The sequence below is a fragment of the Ruegeria sp. AO1 genome, from assembly GCF_056535985.1.
Map to the genome: position 1 here is coordinate 1,112,302 of NZ_JBQFJC010000001.1, position 16,871 is coordinate 1,129,172.

The following is a 16,871-nucleotide window of genomic DNA, read 5'->3' on the forward strand; positions in this document are numbered from 1 at the left end:
GATCAGGCAGCGCTTTGCCTGATCTGCACTTGGTTGCGTCCGGCCTGTTTGGCCGCGTAGAGCGCTTTGTCTGCGGATTTGATCAACTGCTCAACGGGTTCGGCCTCTTCTTGTGAAAGGTAGGTCGGCGCAGACATTTTCAGGCCCACACTTATGGTTACGGAAATCGGTGTGCGTTGATCGGGCAGGCGAAAAGGTACTGCACAGATCGCCTCGCACAGGGTGCTTGCCATCGTCAGCGCCTTGGCGCGCGAGATATTGGGAACGGCGATCATGAATTCCTCTCCGCCGATGCGCGCGACGAATCCTGCCTTACCGACGACCTGTTGCATCCGTGCCGCCGCTTGAGTCAGCACGCAATCACCACTGGCGTGACCGTATTCGTCATTGATCGCCTTGAAATGATCCAGATCGGCCAGCATCAGGGCAAAACCCCTCCCAGTCTGTGCCGATTGCTGCGCAATCTGTTGGATGGCGCGCATGGCATAGCGGCGGTTCTGCAACCCGGTCAGAGGGTCGATCCACGACTCGGCGATCCCCTTCTTCAGCGAGTCTCGCATCTGGTCCATCCGGCTTTTGCGGGCAATCTGGTTGTCCAACCGCAAGACGATCTCGTCAGCGCAGAACCCGCCGAGACAGACGGCATCTGCCCCCCGGTCCAGCGCTTCGGACGCGCGGGTGGCGTTGTTGTCGATCAGCACCCCGATCAGAACCGTATGACGTGTAGCTCCGCGTGATCTGAGGTCGGCCAGGATGTTCAGCACGGACCGGTCTGCATCCAGCTCGACCACGATTGCATCCGGGATCGGGCCTGAGAGCAAGGCCTGAAGGTCTGATTGGTGGTGCGAGTTCAAAGCGTAGCGGGACTGCACGGAAAGGGCTTTTTGCCAAAGCGCGCCGTTGCGCGGCTTTTGTGCAAGAACCGCAACGCGGGCCCGTTTGGGGGCTGCAACGTGCGGGGTCTCCGGCTCGGCCAGGCCGAGAGACTGGGGGCTCTCGCGGAATTGCAGGTCCTGCGTGTCAGCTCGTGCGCGCAATAGGCTACGGATACGGGCGAGCAGCAGTGTATCCTTGAATGGGTGGGTCAAAACATCATCCAGACCATCCGCCAAAGCGCGCAGCCTCGCCTGTTTGTCATTCTGACCAGTCAGCGCCACGACGGGCACGTCGCCCAAGGCCGGATTTTTCGCAATCAGGCTTTTGACATCAGCTGCCGTGCCGTCGGGCAGCGTTTGCGCAGTCAGCACGAGATCAGGCCGCACACGCCGCAAGAGCGCGGCGAGGCCTTCCAATTTCTCACCTTGCACCACGTGGTACCACGCCGCCGTCAGCTGAACCTTCAGCATGATGCGGTTTGTAGATACGCCATCTAAAACAAGGATGGTTCCCTGCACGGACATAGTTGCTCACCATTGATTGCATGCGTGAACAAAGTGTTTATGAGTCTGGTTAACAAACCCTTTCCAAGACAGGGGAACGAGGCCAGTTTATGTCGATTTCCGAAGATTCCGCCCAAACTCTTGCTCTGAATGCCCTCGGATGGTTGGTCGGGAATGAGGAGCTTTTGCCCATTTTTCTGGGCTCGACCGGTGCCGCGGCGAATGATCTGCGCGACAGGGCGGTTGAGCCCGACTTTCTGGCCTCGGTTCTGGATTTCCTGATGCTTGACGATTCGTGGATCATGGCATTTTGTGACGCGGCGTCCGTGCCGTATGACCACCCCGCTCAGGCGCAAGCGGTGTTGTCGCGTGGTTCCGACGTTCACTGGACCTGACTCAGCAGGAGCTTTTCATGCCAATAGATGCGATCGTGTTCGACAAGGACGGCACGCTGTTTGACTTCGCCAACACTTGGGGCACGTTCGGACGGACTATGTTGTTGCGTCTGGCCGAGAATGACTCGGAACGTGCAGCGGAACTGGGTCGGATCATCGGCTTCAACCTCAAGAGTGAAACCTATTCTCCGGATAGCGTCGTGATTGCGGGAACCGTTGAGGAAATCGCAGAAGCCCTGTTGCCGCATGTCGATGGCTTGTCGCGTAACGCCTTGATCGAGTTGATGAATGCCGAGGCCGCAGCCGCGCCGCAAGCTCAGGCGGTGCCTTTGGGGCCGTTCCTGGATGCGTTGAAACAGGCCGGCCTCAAGCTTGGAGTCGCCACAAATGACAGCGAGCACCCGGCGCTTCAGCATCTGGAGTCGGTGGGCGTCAAAGACCATTTCGACTTTATTGCCGGATATGACAGTGGTCATGGGTTCAAACCCGGCCCCGGCCAATTGCTGGCCTTCGCCGCGCATATCGGCGTAAAGCCGGATCGCATCGCCATGGTCGGCGATAGCCTGCACGACCTGCAGGCCGGGCGGGCGGCTGGGATGACCACGATCGGAGTCCTCACCGGTCTCGCCAACGCCGACGTTCTTGCGCCGATGGCGGATGCGGTCTTGCCCGATATTGGTCATATCCCGGCTTGGTTGGCGGATAACTAGATTTGAAGTACCCGTTTCCGGCGGTTCAAAGCTTGTAAACGACAAAATCTGTCGCAGATGGAACGGCCTGTTCCCGCTTTCCCGGGCTTGCTTGAGAGCAGGCAACTGGCAGGGAGTCGAACATGGCCGGAACCAAATCGCGCAGACGTCGTAGCGGAGGGCGCGCTGGCGCTGCCGAGCGCAGGGGAAGTGCGGCCATTGATCAGATGCCGTGGAACCCACCGGTCAATATAGATGCACCGACCGAGCCTCTGGATCAGGGCGGGATCGAGGCAATCCACGACGGTGCCATGCGAATTCTCGAAGAGATCGGGGTCGAGTTCTACAACGAAGAAGCCATCGGCATCCTGCGTGAGGCGGGCTGTAAGATAGACGGTGACAACGTGCGGATGGGCCGCGATTTCGTGATGGAGATGGTGGCAAAAGCCCCGAGCCGTTTCACGATCACGCCGCGCAATCCCGACCGGACGATCGAGATTGGTGGGCGGAACATCTTGTTCGGCAACGTCTCCTCCCCTCCGAACTACTGGGATATGGAGATCGGAACCAAAGTTCCCGGTAATCGTGAGATGTGCCGAAACCTGTTGAAGCTGACACAGTATTTCAACTGCATCCATTTTGCTGGTGGCTACCCGGTTGAGCCGGTCGATATTCACGCCAGCATCCGCCACCTTGATGTGCTCTATGACAAGCTGACCCTGACCGATAAAGCGATGCACGCCTATTCGCTGGGTAAAGAGCGGGTCGAAGACGTGATGGAGATGGTCCGTATCGCGGGCGGGTTGAGCCATGAAGAGTTCGAGGCCACGCCGCGGATGTATACCAACATCAATTCGACCTCGCCGCTGAAGCACGACCACCCGATGATTGACGGCTGCCTGCGTCTGGCGCGGCGTGGTCAGGCGATTGTGGTCACGCCATTTACCTTGGCCGGAGCGATGGCCCCCGTCACCATCGCTGGCGCGGTGGCGCAGTCTCTGGCCGAGGCTCTCTGTGCTATCGCTCTGTTCCAATATGTACGTCCGGGGATTCCTTGCGTGATTGGAACCTTTACCTCGAACGTGGATATGAAATCCGGGGCACCGGCTTTTGGGACGCCAGAGTATATGCGGGCCACTCAGATGACCGGCCAGATGGCGCGCTTCTATGGTCTGCCGATGCGATCGTCAGGCGTCTGTGCGGCGAATGTGCCGGATGGGCAGTCGGTGTGGGAGACGTCAAACTCGCTCTGGGCGTCGGTGCAGTCGGGGACCAACATGGTCTATCACGCGGCGGGATGGCTTGAGGGCGGGTTGATCGCAAGTCCTGAGAAGTTCATCATGGATTGCGAAATCCTTCAGCAAATTCAGAGGTATATGAATCCTGATCTCACCGCGACCGGCCCGGATGCAATCGCCCTGGACGCTATCCGTGCGGTCGGGAATGACGGGCATTTCTTTGGCATTCAGCACACTCAGGACCGCTACACGACCGCCTTCTATCAACCGTTTCTGAGCGACTGGAAGAACTACGAAGGCTGGGAGATCGCAGGAGGTATTTGGACCGCTGAGCGCGCGCATCATATGTTCAAAGAGATCATCGGAAGTTTCGAAGCACCCCCTCTGGATGAGGGTATTCGCGAGGAGCTGGCGGAGTTCGTCACCCGCCGCAAAGCCGAAGGTGGGGCACCGACGGATTTTTGATATCGCTATGATACTAAGAGGTCTTTCCGCTGATCAGCAGCGGTTCTTGGCTATTTGTTAAGGATTGTCAGGCCACAGTACGGATACAACCAATCTGAGGCATCTGATGCATGGTCTGATCAATCGGGCGATACAGTCGTTTGTATGCGCAACCTACGGGCGGCCGTGCTGGCAGCGCGTAACAGATTCGGCCGGATTGGGGTTTTCCGAGTTTGAGGCCATGTTGACCTACGATGACGCGATCACGGCCTCTCTGCTGGATGCGCTGAGTACGGGGCTCGCCCGGCCGCGAACCGAGATTCTGGAAGACGTGGGAACCTATCTGGTCTCGCATCCCAATACCGAAGCACTGCGTCGCCTATTGCGGTTTGGCGGTGTGACCTATGTCGAATTCCTCCATTCCCTTGATGATCTGGCGGATCGGGTCCGACTGGCCGTGTCCGACCTGTCTCTTCCAGCCCTTGAATTACAAGAGCTTTCGCAGACTGAATTCCAGCTTACCTGCGGGCCCGGACTGCCCGGATATGCCAGCGCAATGGTCGGTGTTTTGCGTGCGATGGCAGATGATTACGGCGCTTTGGTGATGTTGTCGCATGAAGGTCAGCAGGGCGAGGCCGAGGTGATTTCGATCCTGCTTGTCGAAAGCGCATTTGCTGAGGGGCGGCAATTCGATTTGGGGGCGCGGGGCGCATGACGCGGATGGATGATCTGGCAGAACTGCTGAAAACCCTGTGTCCGATGTTTCTTCTGGTTGACCAAGAGGGTCGCATCCTGCGCGTCGGTCCGACATTGCAGAAGTTACGCCCGGACTGCGTGATGGAGGGGCATAGTTTCCTGGATGTTTTCGAAATGGTTCGCCCCCGCACGGTGACAACCATACCGGCATTTATGGCCATGGCCGGGGCGAATCTGCACCTCAGGTTTCATGATGAGCCGCGCACAGCCCTCAAGGGGCTGGTCGCCCCGCTGCCGGGCGGGGAAGGGGCGGTTATCAACCTGTCCTTCGGTATCTCGATCCTCGACGCGGTACGCGACTACGCCCTGACCAGCGCTGATTTTTCCGGCACTGATCTGGCGATCGAGCTGCTCTATCTAGTTGAAGCGAAATCGGCCGCTATGGATGCGTCTCGGTCGCTGAACCTCAGGCTGCAGGGTGCAATGCTCGCGGCTGAGGAGCAGGCCTATACCGATACTCTGACCGGAGTGAAAAACCGGCGCGCGATGGATAGCCTTCTAGGACAGATGATCACGTCGAACGCGCCATTTGCGGTGATGCATATTGATTTGGACTACTTCAAATCCGTGAATGACCGTCTGGGACATGCTGCCGGCGATTTCGTCTTGCAGCAGGCCGCGCGGATCATGCTCGAAGAGACCCGAGACGACGACACGGTGGCGCGAATCGGCGGGGATGAGTTCGTCATCATCTTCCAAGGCTTGTCCAACACGGCCCGGCTTTCTGCGATTGCAGACCGGTTGATCGAAAGACTGAACCAACCGATGAGCTTTCAGGACAAGGATTGCCGTATCTCCGCAAGTATCGGCACCGCCTTGTCCACGAATTTTGAAAATCCGAGGGCCGAAGATGTTCTGCAGGCCTCGGACCTCGCGCTGTACCAAGCCAAGCGAGAGGGTCGATCCTGTCACCGGCTCTATTCCACGCTGCTCAAGGCGCAGTCCTGAGATCAGGCTGTGGAAAAAGCCGCTTGCAGAGTGTCGACGATTTTGCGCTGTATCGGGGGCAATTCGCCGATCACTGGCAGAACCGTGCCTCGGAAATGCGCTTTGTCCAGCTCTTCTGGCACATCTTCAAGCACGTGACCTCCGCGACAGGCGAAGAACGGCAGGCAAAGCGACTGTTCTGACACTCCATTGGCAGCATCGGAAATCGACGGAGGTTCTTCGACAAATCCGACGCGGATCGATCGGAGTGTCATTCTCTGCGACAACTGCTCGGCAAAGTCATTCACGACGGCCGATGGGTTTCTACTGCGGCCTGAGCCGTGCGCGGCGATGATCAGATCGGAAGCAGCGGCGTTCCAGTCTTTTGCCCTCAGGGCCGATTTCAACGCGTCGCTGACAAGATCGGGAAGCATTGGGTCGGTGCCCAACGGGTCCAGAATTCGCAAGTTGCGATCCCCGATGCGTTTGGGCAAGGCGCTGGTCACAAACCAGCCTTTCGCCATGAACAAGGGGTAAATCACGGTGTCGTGGGGCAGGCTGTCCATCACTTCTTCGAGCACGCCGGGATTTGCCAGCGTTGCAGAATGGACCGACACATCGGCCGCGAGGGTATTCACCTCAGCGGCGAACTGGGCCAGCGATGCCTCAGCTGGTTCCGGATCTGAGGGCTGACCATGGGCAACGATGATGGCGTGCGGCATTCCGGGCTCCTGTTCCTGAGCGGTAAGTGTGTCGCCGGTTCTCTATGTCAAGGCGGGTGTTAGCCCAAAAGTGTCAGCCAAAGCCAGACGGTTAGGATCGAGCTTGCGGTTCCGATCAGGACCGACGAGGCCGCTACTCGTTTGGCGCGCCCGTACATGTTGGCGAAAATATAGGCGTTGAAACCTGGTGCCATCGCTGCGTTCAACACTCCAGAGCGGAACAAGTCCTGCGGCAGCCCTGTGGTTGTTCCGAACAGCCACACGAGGCTTGGGTGCAACATCAGAGAAATCCCGCAAACATAGGCGATCGCGCGAAGATCTCCTTCGGGTTTGTATTTCACGAGCACGCCGCCCAGCGCGAACAACGCGCCGGGCAGGGCGGCGCGGGTTACGAGTTCCAGCGCCTCATCCACCACTTGTGGAATGACCAACCCGGATAAATTGACGACAAAGCCCAGCGCGATGCCCAGGATCAGAGCATTCTTGAACATCGCAGACAGAACCGAGCGCACCATTTTTGTGCCGCCATGGCCACGATTGCGCACGATCTCCATCACCGTGATCCCGACGCCGTAACAGAAGGGCGAGTGGAAGGCGATGATCGCGTAGTTGCCGGTCAGGCTTTCTGGGCCATAAGCGCGTTCGGTAATGGGAAGGCCCAGAAGGACCGAGTTCGAAAACAGGCAGCAAAAGCCGATGGCGACGCAGTCTTCCCAATCACGGCCAAAGATCAGCCGTGCCCCGAACAGTCCCGCAGTAAAACAAAGTGCGGCTGCTGAATAGAAACTGACCAGAAGCCGAGGGTCGAAACTGGCACTGAGATCCAGATGGGCGATGGCAAGAAACAGAAGGCAGGGAATAGCAAAGCCCTGCGTGAAGCGCATCAACCCGTCGACATGCACCTCTTTGAAATAGCCCGAACGGGTCGCAGCATAGCCTGCGCCAATCACCAGAAAGACCGGCAGGATAACGTCAATCAGGCTTTGAAGCATATCGCCCCCGGTTCTGGCGATATGTGTGCCGCAAACGGCAGGGCCTTACAGCGCTTGCTCGATCACCATCCCGTCATAGGCGGGGGTGATGTGATCGGCGGTTTCGGCCTCGACCGTCGCATAGTCCAGGTCGATATGCATATTGGTCAGGACGGCGCGTTTGGGCTGCAGTTTCTCAATCCACCCCAGGGTTTTTTCCAGATGCGCATGGGTAGGATGCGGCGCGCGGCGCAGGGCGTCGATGACCAGACAATCCAGCCCTTCCATCTCGGTCCATGCATCGTCATAGATTTCGGCGACGTCTGGCAGATAGGCGAGATTGCCCATCCGAAACCCCAGCGAGTCGATTGACCCATGGTTCACGCGGAACGGGCGCAGGGGGATCGGACCTCCGGGACCGTCGATCTCGAAAGGGCCGTCAATAGATTTCAGCTCCAGAATCGGTGGGTACGGAGAGCCCTCGGGCTGGATGAACGCATATCCGAACCGTCCGAGCAGGGCATTCTGGGTGTCGCCATCCGCCCAGACCGGCACACGGGTCTTCATGTTGAAGACGATCATTCTCAGATCATCAAGGCCGTGCACATGATCGGCGTGAGAATGAGTATAGACCACCCCATCGAGTCGCCCGGTTCCGGTATCCAGAAGCTGGCTGCGCATATCCGGCGAGGTGTCGATCAAGACCGAGGTCGTGCCCTCCGGCCCATCTCTTTCGACCAACATCGAGCAGCGACGGCGGATATTTCTTGGGTTTTCGGGGTCGCATTCGCCCCAATGCCCACCAAGGCGCGGTACGCCGCCCGAGGACCCGCAGCCCAGAATGGTGCAGCGCAGCTGTGTCATGCGGCGGCCTTATACTGTGCCGCTTTTGAGAACAGGCGGTCAAAGTTTACCTGTGTCTGGGCGGCGAAATCTGCGTAGTCCATGCAGAATACCTCGGCCCCTTTGCGGGCAGTGTGAGCGGTATAGGCGGGTTCATTGCGTTTGCCCCTGTATGGGGGCGGCGCAAGATAGGGGGCGTCGGTTTCGACCAGAATGCGATCTACCGGAGCGGTCGCGAAGACATCGCGCAGCTCCTGACTTTTGGGGAATGCAGCGATCCCGGACATCGACAGGTAAAACCCAAGGTCCAAGGCAGCCTTTGCCAGCTCGGCCGATGATGAGAAACAGTGCATCACGCAGGAATAGGGCGCGTTGCGGTATTCCTCAGTGAGAATGCGCGCCATATCGTCATCGGCTGCGCGGGCGTGGATGATCAGAGGCAGGCCGGTGCGTTGGGCCGCCTCAATATGAATGCGTAGGGATTGCTTTTGCACCTCGGCGCTGTCGGCGGTGTAGTGATAGTCCAACCCGGTCTCGCCGATGCCCACGAATTTGGGGTGCTGCGCCAATGCGACCAGTTCATCGACCATGGCCATCGGCTCGTCCGCCGCGCTCATCGGGTGGGTGCCGGCGGCATAGAAGATCGGTGCATGAGCCTCGGCGATGGCGCGCACGCTGGGTTCATTGCGCAGGCGGGTGCAGATAGTGACCATGCGGGTCACACCGGCCTCCGCTGCATTGGTGATGATCTGGTCCAGTTGCCCTTCGAAATCGGGGAAATCCAGATGGCAATGGCTATCGGTGATCTGGGGGATGTTGCTCATCTGCTCTGACCGGAGGTTTCTTGTATCTTGAACATCGTATCTAGGACCAACGCGGCAGGGTCAAGGTTCACCGCCTGACCATGACGTGCTCGGGCGGTGATCGTTGCCGCCACCTCGGCCCAGTTGCGGGCCTGATGAGGTGAGGCCGAAAGCCGGGTCAGAGTTTCCGCCTCGTTGGGGGCGGCTTCCGGTAAGGGGGCTATGCCTGTCGCGCCGGTCATCGCCAGACGGGATAGCGCCACGTCGATCAGGGTCAGCAACAGTTCGAAACGTTCAGCTGCGCCGCGCTGGGCGGCGGCTTCGGCCAGCTTAAGGGCGCGCTGACGGTCCATGCGGGGCAGGGTGCCAAGAATGGAGATCAACTCGGCGTAGATCTCAAGCCCGCCCAGATTGATGAGACGGACCGCATCGCCCACCGACCCAGCGGCCAGAGCGGCAAGGTGATCGGTCTGGCTGGGAACCTCTGCCCCGGTCTGCGCCAAAGCGGCCTGCATATCCTCAGGACCCAGCGGTGAGAGACGCAAGGTGCGGCAACGTGACCGGATCGTTGGCAACAGGCGTGAGGGTTGGTGCGAAATCAGCAGCAACGTGGTGCGTTCCGGTGGCTCCTCCAGCATTTTCAGAAGGGCATTCGCAGCACTGACATTCATCTCATCAGCCGCGTCCACAATGACCACACGCCGCCCGCCATCTGCCGAGGATAGGCCGAAGAACTTGCCCAGCTTGCGGATGTCATCCACCACGATCTCATTCCGGAGACGCCCCTGATCGTTCAACGACCGGGTGATCGCCGCCAGCCCCGGTTCAGCGCCAGCAGATATGCGATGCGACACCGGATGGTCCGGGTCGATCTCTAGCGTTTGCGGGGGAGGAGGCGCGCCAAACAGCCCTCCTTCATCCGCCGGAGGGGTGGCGAGCAGAAACCGCGCGATCCGCCATGCCAGCGTGGCCTTACCGACCCCGCGCGGGCCGGTCAGAAGCCAACCATGGTGTAACCGGTCCGAGTTGTAGGCGTTCAGAAATGCTTGCTCGGCCGTGTCCTGCCCGAACAGTTGTGCGGTCTCACACGGATGCGGCGCTCCGGGCGCCTGATCTGGGGTTGGGATGTCGTGGCTCATCGTCTATCGCAAGGCTGCCTCGACGATATCTCTCACATCATGCGCGACTGTGTCCATGTCGCGATTGCCATCGATGACGCGAAACCGGTCGCAAAACTCATCGGCCAGCGCCAGAAATCCGGCGCGCATCTGTTTTTGCAGGGCAGGGCCGAAATCTTCGAACCGCTCCTCGGTGCCCTGTCGCCCTTTGGCGCGGGACAGGCCAGTGTCCGGGTCCATGTCGATCAGCAGGGTCATGTCCGGTTCGCGCCCGATCATCAAGTCATGGAGTTGGTCGACAACCGCCCGCAGATTCCCCCGGGACAGGCCCTGATACATCCTTGTGCTGTCGGCAAAACGATCGCAGATCACGACCTGGCCCGCGGCAAGGGCCGGTTCGATTGTCCGTTCCAAATGATCGCGGCGGGCGGCGGTGAACAGCAATAGTTCGGTTTCCGCCGACCACCGGTCAGGGTCGCCTTCCAGTACGAGGCGGCGGATTTCTTCTGCCCCCGGCGACCCGCCGGGTTCACGCGTCAGAACGACCTGATGGCCCGCATTGCGAAGGGACTCGGCCAGCATCCGGGCCTGAGTTGATTTGCCTGATCCGTCTATGCCTTCAAAGGTCAGGAATAACCCGCGTTGCGTCACATCGACTCCAGCGGGTTATTAATAACGTCTTTCAGAACAATGCCACCGACCGTCATCATGCGCACCATGAAGCCGCCCAGAAGGACATCCTCGGCCGCGAACAGAGGACGGCGGATTTCGGGCAGACCTTCTGGCTTTATAACGAGCTCGGCCAGTTGCTGACCTTTGGCAACAGGTGCGTTGATGGGGCCGTCATAGACAACTTCGGCTTCGATATTCTGGGTGCCCAGAACCGGGAACAAAACATTCAGGTCGCCGTCGGGCACCAGACCCACGGTCTTTTTCTCACCCATCCACAGCTTGGCTTCGGCTATCGGCGCTTCTTCGGTGGCAACTGTCCTCTCGACAAAATTTCGAAACGACCAGTTAACCACGGACTCAGCCTCCTCTGCCCGCTGAGCGGTACTGTCTAGGCCAGTGAGAACGAAGATCACCCGGCGGTCGCCTTGTTTGGCCGATCCGACAAGGCCGTAGCCGGCCTCTTGCGTGTGGCCGGTTTTCAGGCCGTCGGCCCCAATGTTCAGCCGTAGCAGCGGGTTGCGGTTGCGCTTGTTCGAAGGCGCGCGCCCGTCAAACTCGAATTCTTCTTCAGCGAACAGAGGGTAATATTCGGGGAAATCCGTGATCAGCCTATCTGCGAGAACGGCCAAATCATGCACGGACATCATATGCCCGGCAGCGGGCCAGCCGTTGGAGTTGGCAAAGTTTGAGTTGTTCATCCCCATCTGCTGCGCGCGCTGGGTCATATGGCGGGCAAATCCGGCCTCGGTCCCATCGGGGCTGAGCGCCTCGGCGATCACCACGCAAGCGTCATTGCCAGACAGTACGATAATGCCCCGTATCAGATCCTCGACAGACACACGGTCCTGCGTGTTCAGGAACATGGTTGAGCCGCCATAGCTCATGGCATGTTCCGAGACAGGCAATGTCTCCTGCAGCGTCAAACGCCCATCACGTAGGGCTTCGAACGCGACATAAAGCGTCATGAGCTTGGACATGGATGCGGGCGGAAGCGGCTGATCAGCGTCTTTGGAAAGAAGCACGGTACCTGTGGTTTGGTCCATTACATATGCCGCGCGTGCCGAGGTGTCGAACGCGTAGGCGGGCAGGGCCAGAACAGCCATCCCGAGGGTGAAAACGGATGTTCGCAATGCGGATAGCATGAGGTGCCTCCTGTTCTCAGTTGGCCACGGTGAACGCGTCGCCAAAGCCCAGATCTTTCACGTCGTTCTGGATGGCCTTGCGCTCGGCGCGGGTGGCGGCAGGTCCGACCAGCACGCGCCAGACGGTGTTGTCTTCGGTCTTCAACTCTCGCACCTCGGCCGACATGCCATTTCTGCGGATCTTGGCCGCGGCGCTGTCGGCATTGGACTGAACGCCAAACGTGCCGACCTGAACAAATGGTTTCGAAAGCGAGGATGTCGTGGCGGCCGTCGCGGCGACAGGCGTCGGCTCTGCGGCGTCGATAGCTGCTGCGGCACCTTCGATCGGGTCAAGCGTGGTTTCGGTGATCGCGTTGGGATCTTTTTTCTGCCACCACTTTCGCTTGGCCGGTTTTTCCTCAGGCGCAACCACCGGCGCATCTGTCAAAGCCGGAGCCGTGCTGGCCGCCGATGTCTCTGCGGTGGCCTCGACGGCGGCCTCGGCCCCATCCACGGCTGCGTCCGAGGCAACAGCGGTTGCGCCCACAGAGCCTGCGGTCGCCGCTGTGGCGGGGTCTTTTTTCTGCCACCATTTTCGCTTGGCCGGTTTTTCCGTCTCAGAAGTGGCGTCGGATGCGTCAACCTCGGCTACGTCAGTAGCAACGGCGGCCTCGGCCCCATCCTCGGCTGCGTTCGCGGCAACAGCGGCTGCGCCCACAACGCCTGCAGTCGCCGCTGCGGCAGGGGCTTTTTTCTGCCACCATTTGCGCTTAGCCGGTTTTTCCGTCTCAGAGGTGGCCTCGGATGCATTGACCTCGGCCACGTCACTGGCGGCGGCGGTCTCGGTGCTTGCTTCGGGCGCGGTCTCGGCCTCAGCGATCTCGGGCTCGGGCGGCGCCTCAACGGTTTCTCGCCGCAAGGCCACCACGTTGATCTTGGTTGGCGCGCCAGCTAGGATACCTAGCTGCTCCGCCGCTGCAGATGAAACCTGCAACGCGGGGCCTGGCAGATTGCGTTCACGCCGGAACAAAGCGCCGGTCACGGATTTGTTGTTTGAGGCATTCTTGATGATCACCCGTTCGGGCTGAGTCACATCCGGGTGGGCCACCCAGATCCCGCCCAGCGAGGGGCGGCCGTCCCACAATCCAGCCTCGGTCAATTGGAACACGTCCGGTGCTTCGACATCGCGCTGTGTGTCGCCGGAGGATTGAGGGAAAAGTTCGTTCTTGCTGGTATTTTCGTCGGGTTTTTCTGCGGTTGCCAGCGTTTCCTCGCAACCCGACAACACCACCAAGGCTACAGCCAAGCACGCCAGCCGTTTTGGCCCTGGGCGGATCTCAGTCGCTCGCTTCATCTTGTCATCCCTTGCCTGAAGGGGCCTCGTTCCCCGAGCCCCACCGTCAGCCAGCCGGTTCTTTGCGCCAGTCTGCTGCGGTCTTTCATGCGGATCATAACGTGGGTGTGGTACTATGGAAAGTCCGCTGGTTGGGCTTCGGCAAGATTTCCCGATTTCGACTTGCCTCTGATTTCAGTTGGCCTTAGACCCTGCTTTCGACGGGGAGGTGGCAGAGTGGTCGAATGCGGCGGTCTTGAAAACCGTTGGGCGTGAGAGCGTCCCCAGGGTTCGAATCCCTGTCTCCCCGCCACTCATACCTGTCTCACTTCAGTTGTGTTTTCTGACCCGGAATTGTGCCGCAATTCCCGCGAGTTGGCGCATGCGCTTTCAATCAGAGACGAAGCAGACCGTACACTCAGAGCGCAATTCAGGCCCAAGTCTCAGTGCCGCATTTTGGCGGGGTCGCTTTGGGCTGGATTTCCCTGATACCCGGCAATTTACAGGGAATTTCTGCAAAACAAGTCTGGAACCCGGGATTTCAGATGTCACAACTCTATATTTTCCAATAGCTTAGGTTGCAAATTCCCTAAACAGTGGAACAGGGAATTTTCTCGCAGGAACAGGGAATTGTGCCGACGGATCAGGTAGCGCGAGCCTTGTATCAGGGACGCAGGACTTGGAGATGTCAGAAGCCGAACAGGCGCTCCTGTTCGGACCAGTCTAGAGGGTGAGTCACGCTGACCAGACGCTTGAGTGTGAGTTCGGGCGGCTGTGTGCCGTCGAGAATCGCAGCCTGAATCTTCGGGGAGAGAAAGGCGAGCTGGGCGCGGGTGCGGATGAAGGCGCCGGGGACGCTTTCACGGCGTGCAATCGGTCTTGTCAGAAGAACTTTGCTTGAACGGGGCAGGGCGGTTGCATAGCATTTAGGAATGACCAAACCTGCCTCCTTCAAATACTTCAAAACCAGCCCCGAAATCATCCGCCTGGCGGTGATGCTGTACATCCGATTTCCACTCTCGCTTCGGAATGTCGAAGATCTCCTGCATGAACGTGGGATTGATGTAAGCCATGAGACAGTCCGCTATTGGTGGAATAGGTTCGGCCCGATGTTCGCCGCTGAGATCAGACGGAAGCGTGTGCAGCAACTCCGAACCTTTTCAAAACGGAAGTGGCACGTGGACGAGGTCTTTGTGAAAGTGAATGGCAAACGGCATTATCTTTGGCGCGCTGTGGATGACGAAGGCGAGGTGCTGGAAGCAGTTGTAACGAAGCGCCGTAACAAAGCTGCAGCACTGAAATTTCTCAAGAAATTGATGAAGCGGCACGGCTGCGCCGAAGAGATCGTCACAGATCGCTTCGCTTCCTACAAGGCTGCCCTTAGAGATTTGGGTGCTCTCAAAAAACAACAGACGGGCAGGTGGCTAAACAACCGCGTCGAGAATTCGCACCTGCCGTTTCGACGACGCGAACGCGCGATGCAGCGTTTCAGGCGTATGCGAAGTCTACAGAAATTCGCCTCCGTCCATTCCTCCGTGTACAACCACTTCAACCAGGAAAGATCGCTAGCCAGCCGAGACTCCTTCAAGCAGACACGCACCGCCGCTCTTAGCGAGTGGCGTCAACTTTGTTCCGGATAGGTTCGCGGTTTTCGCGGTAAACTGAGACTGGTTCGAATTCGTCTGACAGCACCATCGGCGGTTAGTCTTCCATCGCTTCATAAATGCCTGTTTCGAGTTTGTTTTTAATTACGCTTAGCAGGCGCCTGGCAGCTTGTTCATCGTATGATTTCAGATCCAAAAATTTCACAGCTGCTTCCAGTTCTGCGGCCGCTGCGGCTTTTCCTTTGGGGCCGAGACCTCTGATCTCTGGCGCCAATTTCTTAAACACCAACGACCGCAGCCTTAAGCGCATTTGATCCGCACCTTGACCACCAGACGAGGTATTATAGTCGACACCATCCGAACCACCCTTAACAGAGCCAGACGAGGTATTGTAGTCGACGCCGTCCGCCCCACCCCCAACAGAGCCAGACGAGGTATTGTAGTCGACACCGTCCGACCCACCCCCGACAGAGCTAGACGAGGTATTATAGTCGACACCGTCCGACCCACCCCCGACAGAGCCAGACGAGGTATTGTAGTCGACACCGTCCGAACCATCCTCAACAGAGCCAGGCGAAGTATTATAGTCAACTCCATCTGCACCCGCCGCCGCACTCGCCGATGGTAGTGGTTGGGTTGGCTTTTTCCGGGCCGGCGGGTCCAGTTTTGAAAACGTTCCGTTTGCAAGCTTGGCCGTAAGCGACTTGATTAAACGCTTCGCGATATCGGCATCGAAGTTTTCTTTATCTATTGCTTTGGCGACTTCGTCCAACTCTGGCTCGGCTTGCGCACGCCCTTTTGGTCCGAGGTCGCGAACCAGCGGTGCAAGTTTACCCATGACCAATCGCACAAGTTTTTGTCGGTCGTCATCGTTGTCTTCGTCGTCTGCTAATATGGCGTTACCATAGTCAGCGGTGGATGTACCTGAAGCACCGGCGCTAGGTAATTTTTGGGTCGGTTGGCGAACCGGGGGTACAACAGAGGCTGCATCTTGGTCGTCAGACAACGAAGCTGCCATGTCAATATTAGCCACCTTTAGAGTGCAAATTCCGCTAAGTTGTTTGTTTAACTTGTCGAGAACCTTCCCTTTAATTTTGTTTGGGTCCTCTGCGCAAAGGGTCACCGTTTTACCTTTTGTCACGATCTTTCCGCGAGTTATTTTTTTTCCTGGTACCGAAACTTTCTCATCGTCGCCAAATGCTACGAGATGAAAGCTGTCTTTCAAAACCTTGTGGTTGGTCAGAATGAAATTAGTCGCACCACCCTTGGTTTTCGCGCCAAACGCTGTCTTTTCTTTGTCTTTCAACCTTTGATCCTTTCATGTCTGCCGCCCATTTCATTCAGTCACGCGTGTCATTTAATCTCAACAGCTTTCTCATAATGATGAAAGGTGAATGTGACTTTGCGAGCGGCTCCCTAGTTCTTCATAAATAATCTCTACTGAGGGCTCAAAAGTCCGTTGATCATTGACGAAGGGGTGAAAAATCGCAGCGGCCACAATAAGAGGCTACTTTCCATATTTCTTAAGCAGCAGATGCATCGGCTAAATGCGTTGCTGCATCCGCTAAGTCCCGACAAGCAAGAACGAAGTAGATCAAGCTTGATCTGAACGCGGAATTTGCGCCCATTGTGCTCAAGTTCGGTTTTGTCCGCACTCCGGTCACTGACGTACTGCGCAGCGAATGACTGCTTCGAGCCCAAAGTGCAATTTTCTGCGCGATGCCCCAACGACTGCAATGCGCAGAAAGCAGACTTTGCAAAGTTCATCCAAATACGCGTTTTTGGATACTATTAGGTGGTCAGAATACAGTGCTAAGACCCGCGCTCTTGATAGATTTTTGTTGCGGCTGCCATCA

The 16,871-nt window shown here is 58.1% G+C and carries 17 protein-coding genes and 1 tRNA gene; 7 read left to right on the forward strand and 11 right to left on the reverse strand.

The annotated features are described in order from the left end of the window. Window positions 1–2: 2 nt before the first annotated feature. Window positions 3–1,400, reverse strand: coding sequence for a diguanylate cyclase (locus ACR3FB_RS05475; RefSeq protein WP_480564818.1), 1,398 nt, complete (start codon window positions 1,398–1,400; stop codon window positions 3–5). Window positions 1,401–1,489: 89 nt separating this feature from the next. Between ACR3FB_RS05475 and ACR3FB_RS05480 the strand changes: the two genes are divergently transcribed. From ACR3FB_RS05480 to ACR3FB_RS05500, 5 genes are all read left to right on the forward strand, one after another. Continuing rightward, window positions 1,490–1,774, forward strand: coding sequence for a DUF3572 domain-containing protein (locus ACR3FB_RS05480; protein WP_480564821.1), 285 nt, complete (start codon window positions 1,490–1,492; stop codon window positions 1,772–1,774). A gap of 17 nt (window positions 1,775–1,791) precedes the next feature. Continuing rightward, window positions 1,792–2,484 (forward strand): HAD family hydrolase, encoded by a 693-nt coding sequence (locus tag ACR3FB_RS05485; protein WP_480564824.1) that lies wholly within the window; start codon window positions 1,792–1,794, stop codon window positions 2,482–2,484. A 122-nt stretch (window positions 2,485–2,606) separates the two neighbouring features. After that, window positions 2,607–4,166 (forward strand): trimethylamine methyltransferase family protein, encoded by a 1,560-nt coding sequence (locus tag ACR3FB_RS05490; RefSeq protein WP_480564827.1) that lies wholly within the window; start codon window positions 2,607–2,609, stop codon window positions 4,164–4,166. Between the two features lie 106 nt (window positions 4,167–4,272). Beyond that, window positions 4,273–4,860: a heme NO-binding domain-containing protein gene (locus tag ACR3FB_RS05495; protein WP_480564830.1), complete on the forward strand. Its 588-nt coding sequence runs from the start codon at window positions 4,273–4,275 to the stop codon at window positions 4,858–4,860. Further along, window positions 4,857–5,849 (forward strand): diguanylate cyclase domain-containing protein, encoded by a 993-nt coding sequence (locus ACR3FB_RS05500; RefSeq protein ID WP_480564833.1) that lies wholly within the window; start codon window positions 4,857–4,859, stop codon window positions 5,847–5,849. Before ACR3FB_RS05495 ends, ACR3FB_RS05500 begins: the two co-directional genes overlap by 4 nt. Window positions 5,850–5,851: 2 nt before the next feature. On the opposite strand, the gene ACR3FB_RS05505 is transcribed toward ACR3FB_RS05500, so the two are convergent. From ACR3FB_RS05505 to ACR3FB_RS05540, 8 genes are read right to left on the reverse strand one after another with little or no spacing between them, the layout of a single operon-like run. After that, window positions 5,852–6,550 carry a CbiX/SirB N-terminal domain-containing protein gene (locus tag ACR3FB_RS05505; RefSeq protein WP_480564836.1) on the reverse strand — a complete coding sequence of 233 codons (699 nt, stop codon included), beginning with the start codon at window positions 6,548–6,550 and terminating at the stop codon, window positions 5,852–5,854. Window positions 6,551–6,609: 59 nt separating this feature from the next. Further along, entirely contained in the window at window positions 6,610–7,542 is a 933-nt protein-coding gene (locus tag ACR3FB_RS05510) for an AEC family transporter (protein ID WP_480564839.1), read from the reverse strand. Window positions 7,543–7,587: 45 nt separating this feature from the next. Next, window positions 7,588–8,385: an MBL fold metallo-hydrolase gene (locus ACR3FB_RS05515; protein WP_480564841.1), complete on the reverse strand. Its 798-nt coding sequence runs from the start codon at window positions 8,383–8,385 to the stop codon at window positions 7,588–7,590. Further along, on the reverse strand, window positions 8,382–9,188 hold the full coding sequence (locus tag ACR3FB_RS05520) for a TatD family hydrolase (protein ID WP_480564844.1): 807 nt from the start codon (window positions 9,186–9,188) through the stop codon (window positions 8,382–8,384). The genes ACR3FB_RS05515 and ACR3FB_RS05520 overlap by 4 nt, the downstream gene beginning before the upstream one ends. Beyond that, window positions 9,185–10,306 (reverse strand): DNA polymerase III subunit delta', encoded by a 1,122-nt coding sequence (locus ACR3FB_RS05525; RefSeq protein WP_480564847.1) that lies wholly within the window; start codon window positions 10,304–10,306, stop codon window positions 9,185–9,187. Before ACR3FB_RS05525 ends, ACR3FB_RS05520 begins: the two co-directional genes overlap by 4 nt. Window positions 10,307–10,309: 3 nt before the next feature. Then, complete coding sequence (tmk, locus tag ACR3FB_RS05530) at window positions 10,310–10,936, reverse strand: dTMP kinase (protein ID WP_480564850.1); 627 nt, start codon at window positions 10,934–10,936, stop codon at window positions 10,310–10,312. Further along, window positions 10,933–12,099, reverse strand: a complete 1,167-nt coding sequence (locus ACR3FB_RS05535; RefSeq protein ID WP_480564853.1) for a D-alanyl-D-alanine carboxypeptidase family protein — start codon at window positions 12,097–12,099, stop codon at window positions 10,933–10,935. The genes tmk and ACR3FB_RS05535 overlap by 4 nt, the downstream gene beginning before the upstream one ends. 16 nt (window positions 12,100–12,115) lie before the next feature. Beyond that, window positions 12,116–13,432 carry an SPOR domain-containing protein gene (locus ACR3FB_RS05540; RefSeq protein WP_480564856.1) on the reverse strand — a complete coding sequence of 439 codons (1,317 nt, stop codon included), beginning with the start codon at window positions 13,430–13,432 and terminating at the stop codon, window positions 12,116–12,118. A 202-nt stretch (window positions 13,433–13,634) separates the two neighbouring features. On the opposite strand from ACR3FB_RS05540, the gene ACR3FB_RS05545 reads away from it, so the two are divergent. Beyond that, window positions 13,635–13,724, forward strand: a tRNA-Ser gene (locus ACR3FB_RS05545). 375 nt (window positions 13,725–14,099) lie between these two features. Here ACR3FB_RS05545 and ACR3FB_RS05550 read toward each other — a convergent pair. Then, the gene (locus tag ACR3FB_RS05550) at window positions 14,100–14,351 is read right to left on the reverse strand and encodes a hypothetical protein (protein WP_480564859.1); all 252 of its coding nucleotides are present in this window, start codon (window positions 14,349–14,351) and stop codon (window positions 14,100–14,102) included. On the opposite strand from ACR3FB_RS05550, the gene ACR3FB_RS05555 reads away from it, so the two are divergent. After that, window positions 14,344–15,051: an IS6 family transposase gene (locus ACR3FB_RS05555; RefSeq protein ID WP_170442133.1), complete on the forward strand. Its 708-nt coding sequence runs from the start codon at window positions 14,344–14,346 to the stop codon at window positions 15,049–15,051. The genes ACR3FB_RS05550 and ACR3FB_RS05555 overlap by 8 nt on opposite strands. Before the next feature lie 61 nt (window positions 15,052–15,112). Here ACR3FB_RS05555 and ACR3FB_RS05560 read toward each other — a convergent pair whose 3' ends face one another. Beyond that, complete coding sequence (locus ACR3FB_RS05560; protein ID WP_480564862.1) at window positions 15,113–16,321, reverse strand: hypothetical protein; 1,209 nt, start codon at window positions 16,319–16,321, stop codon at window positions 15,113–15,115. Window positions 16,322–16,871 lie beyond the last annotated feature (550 nt).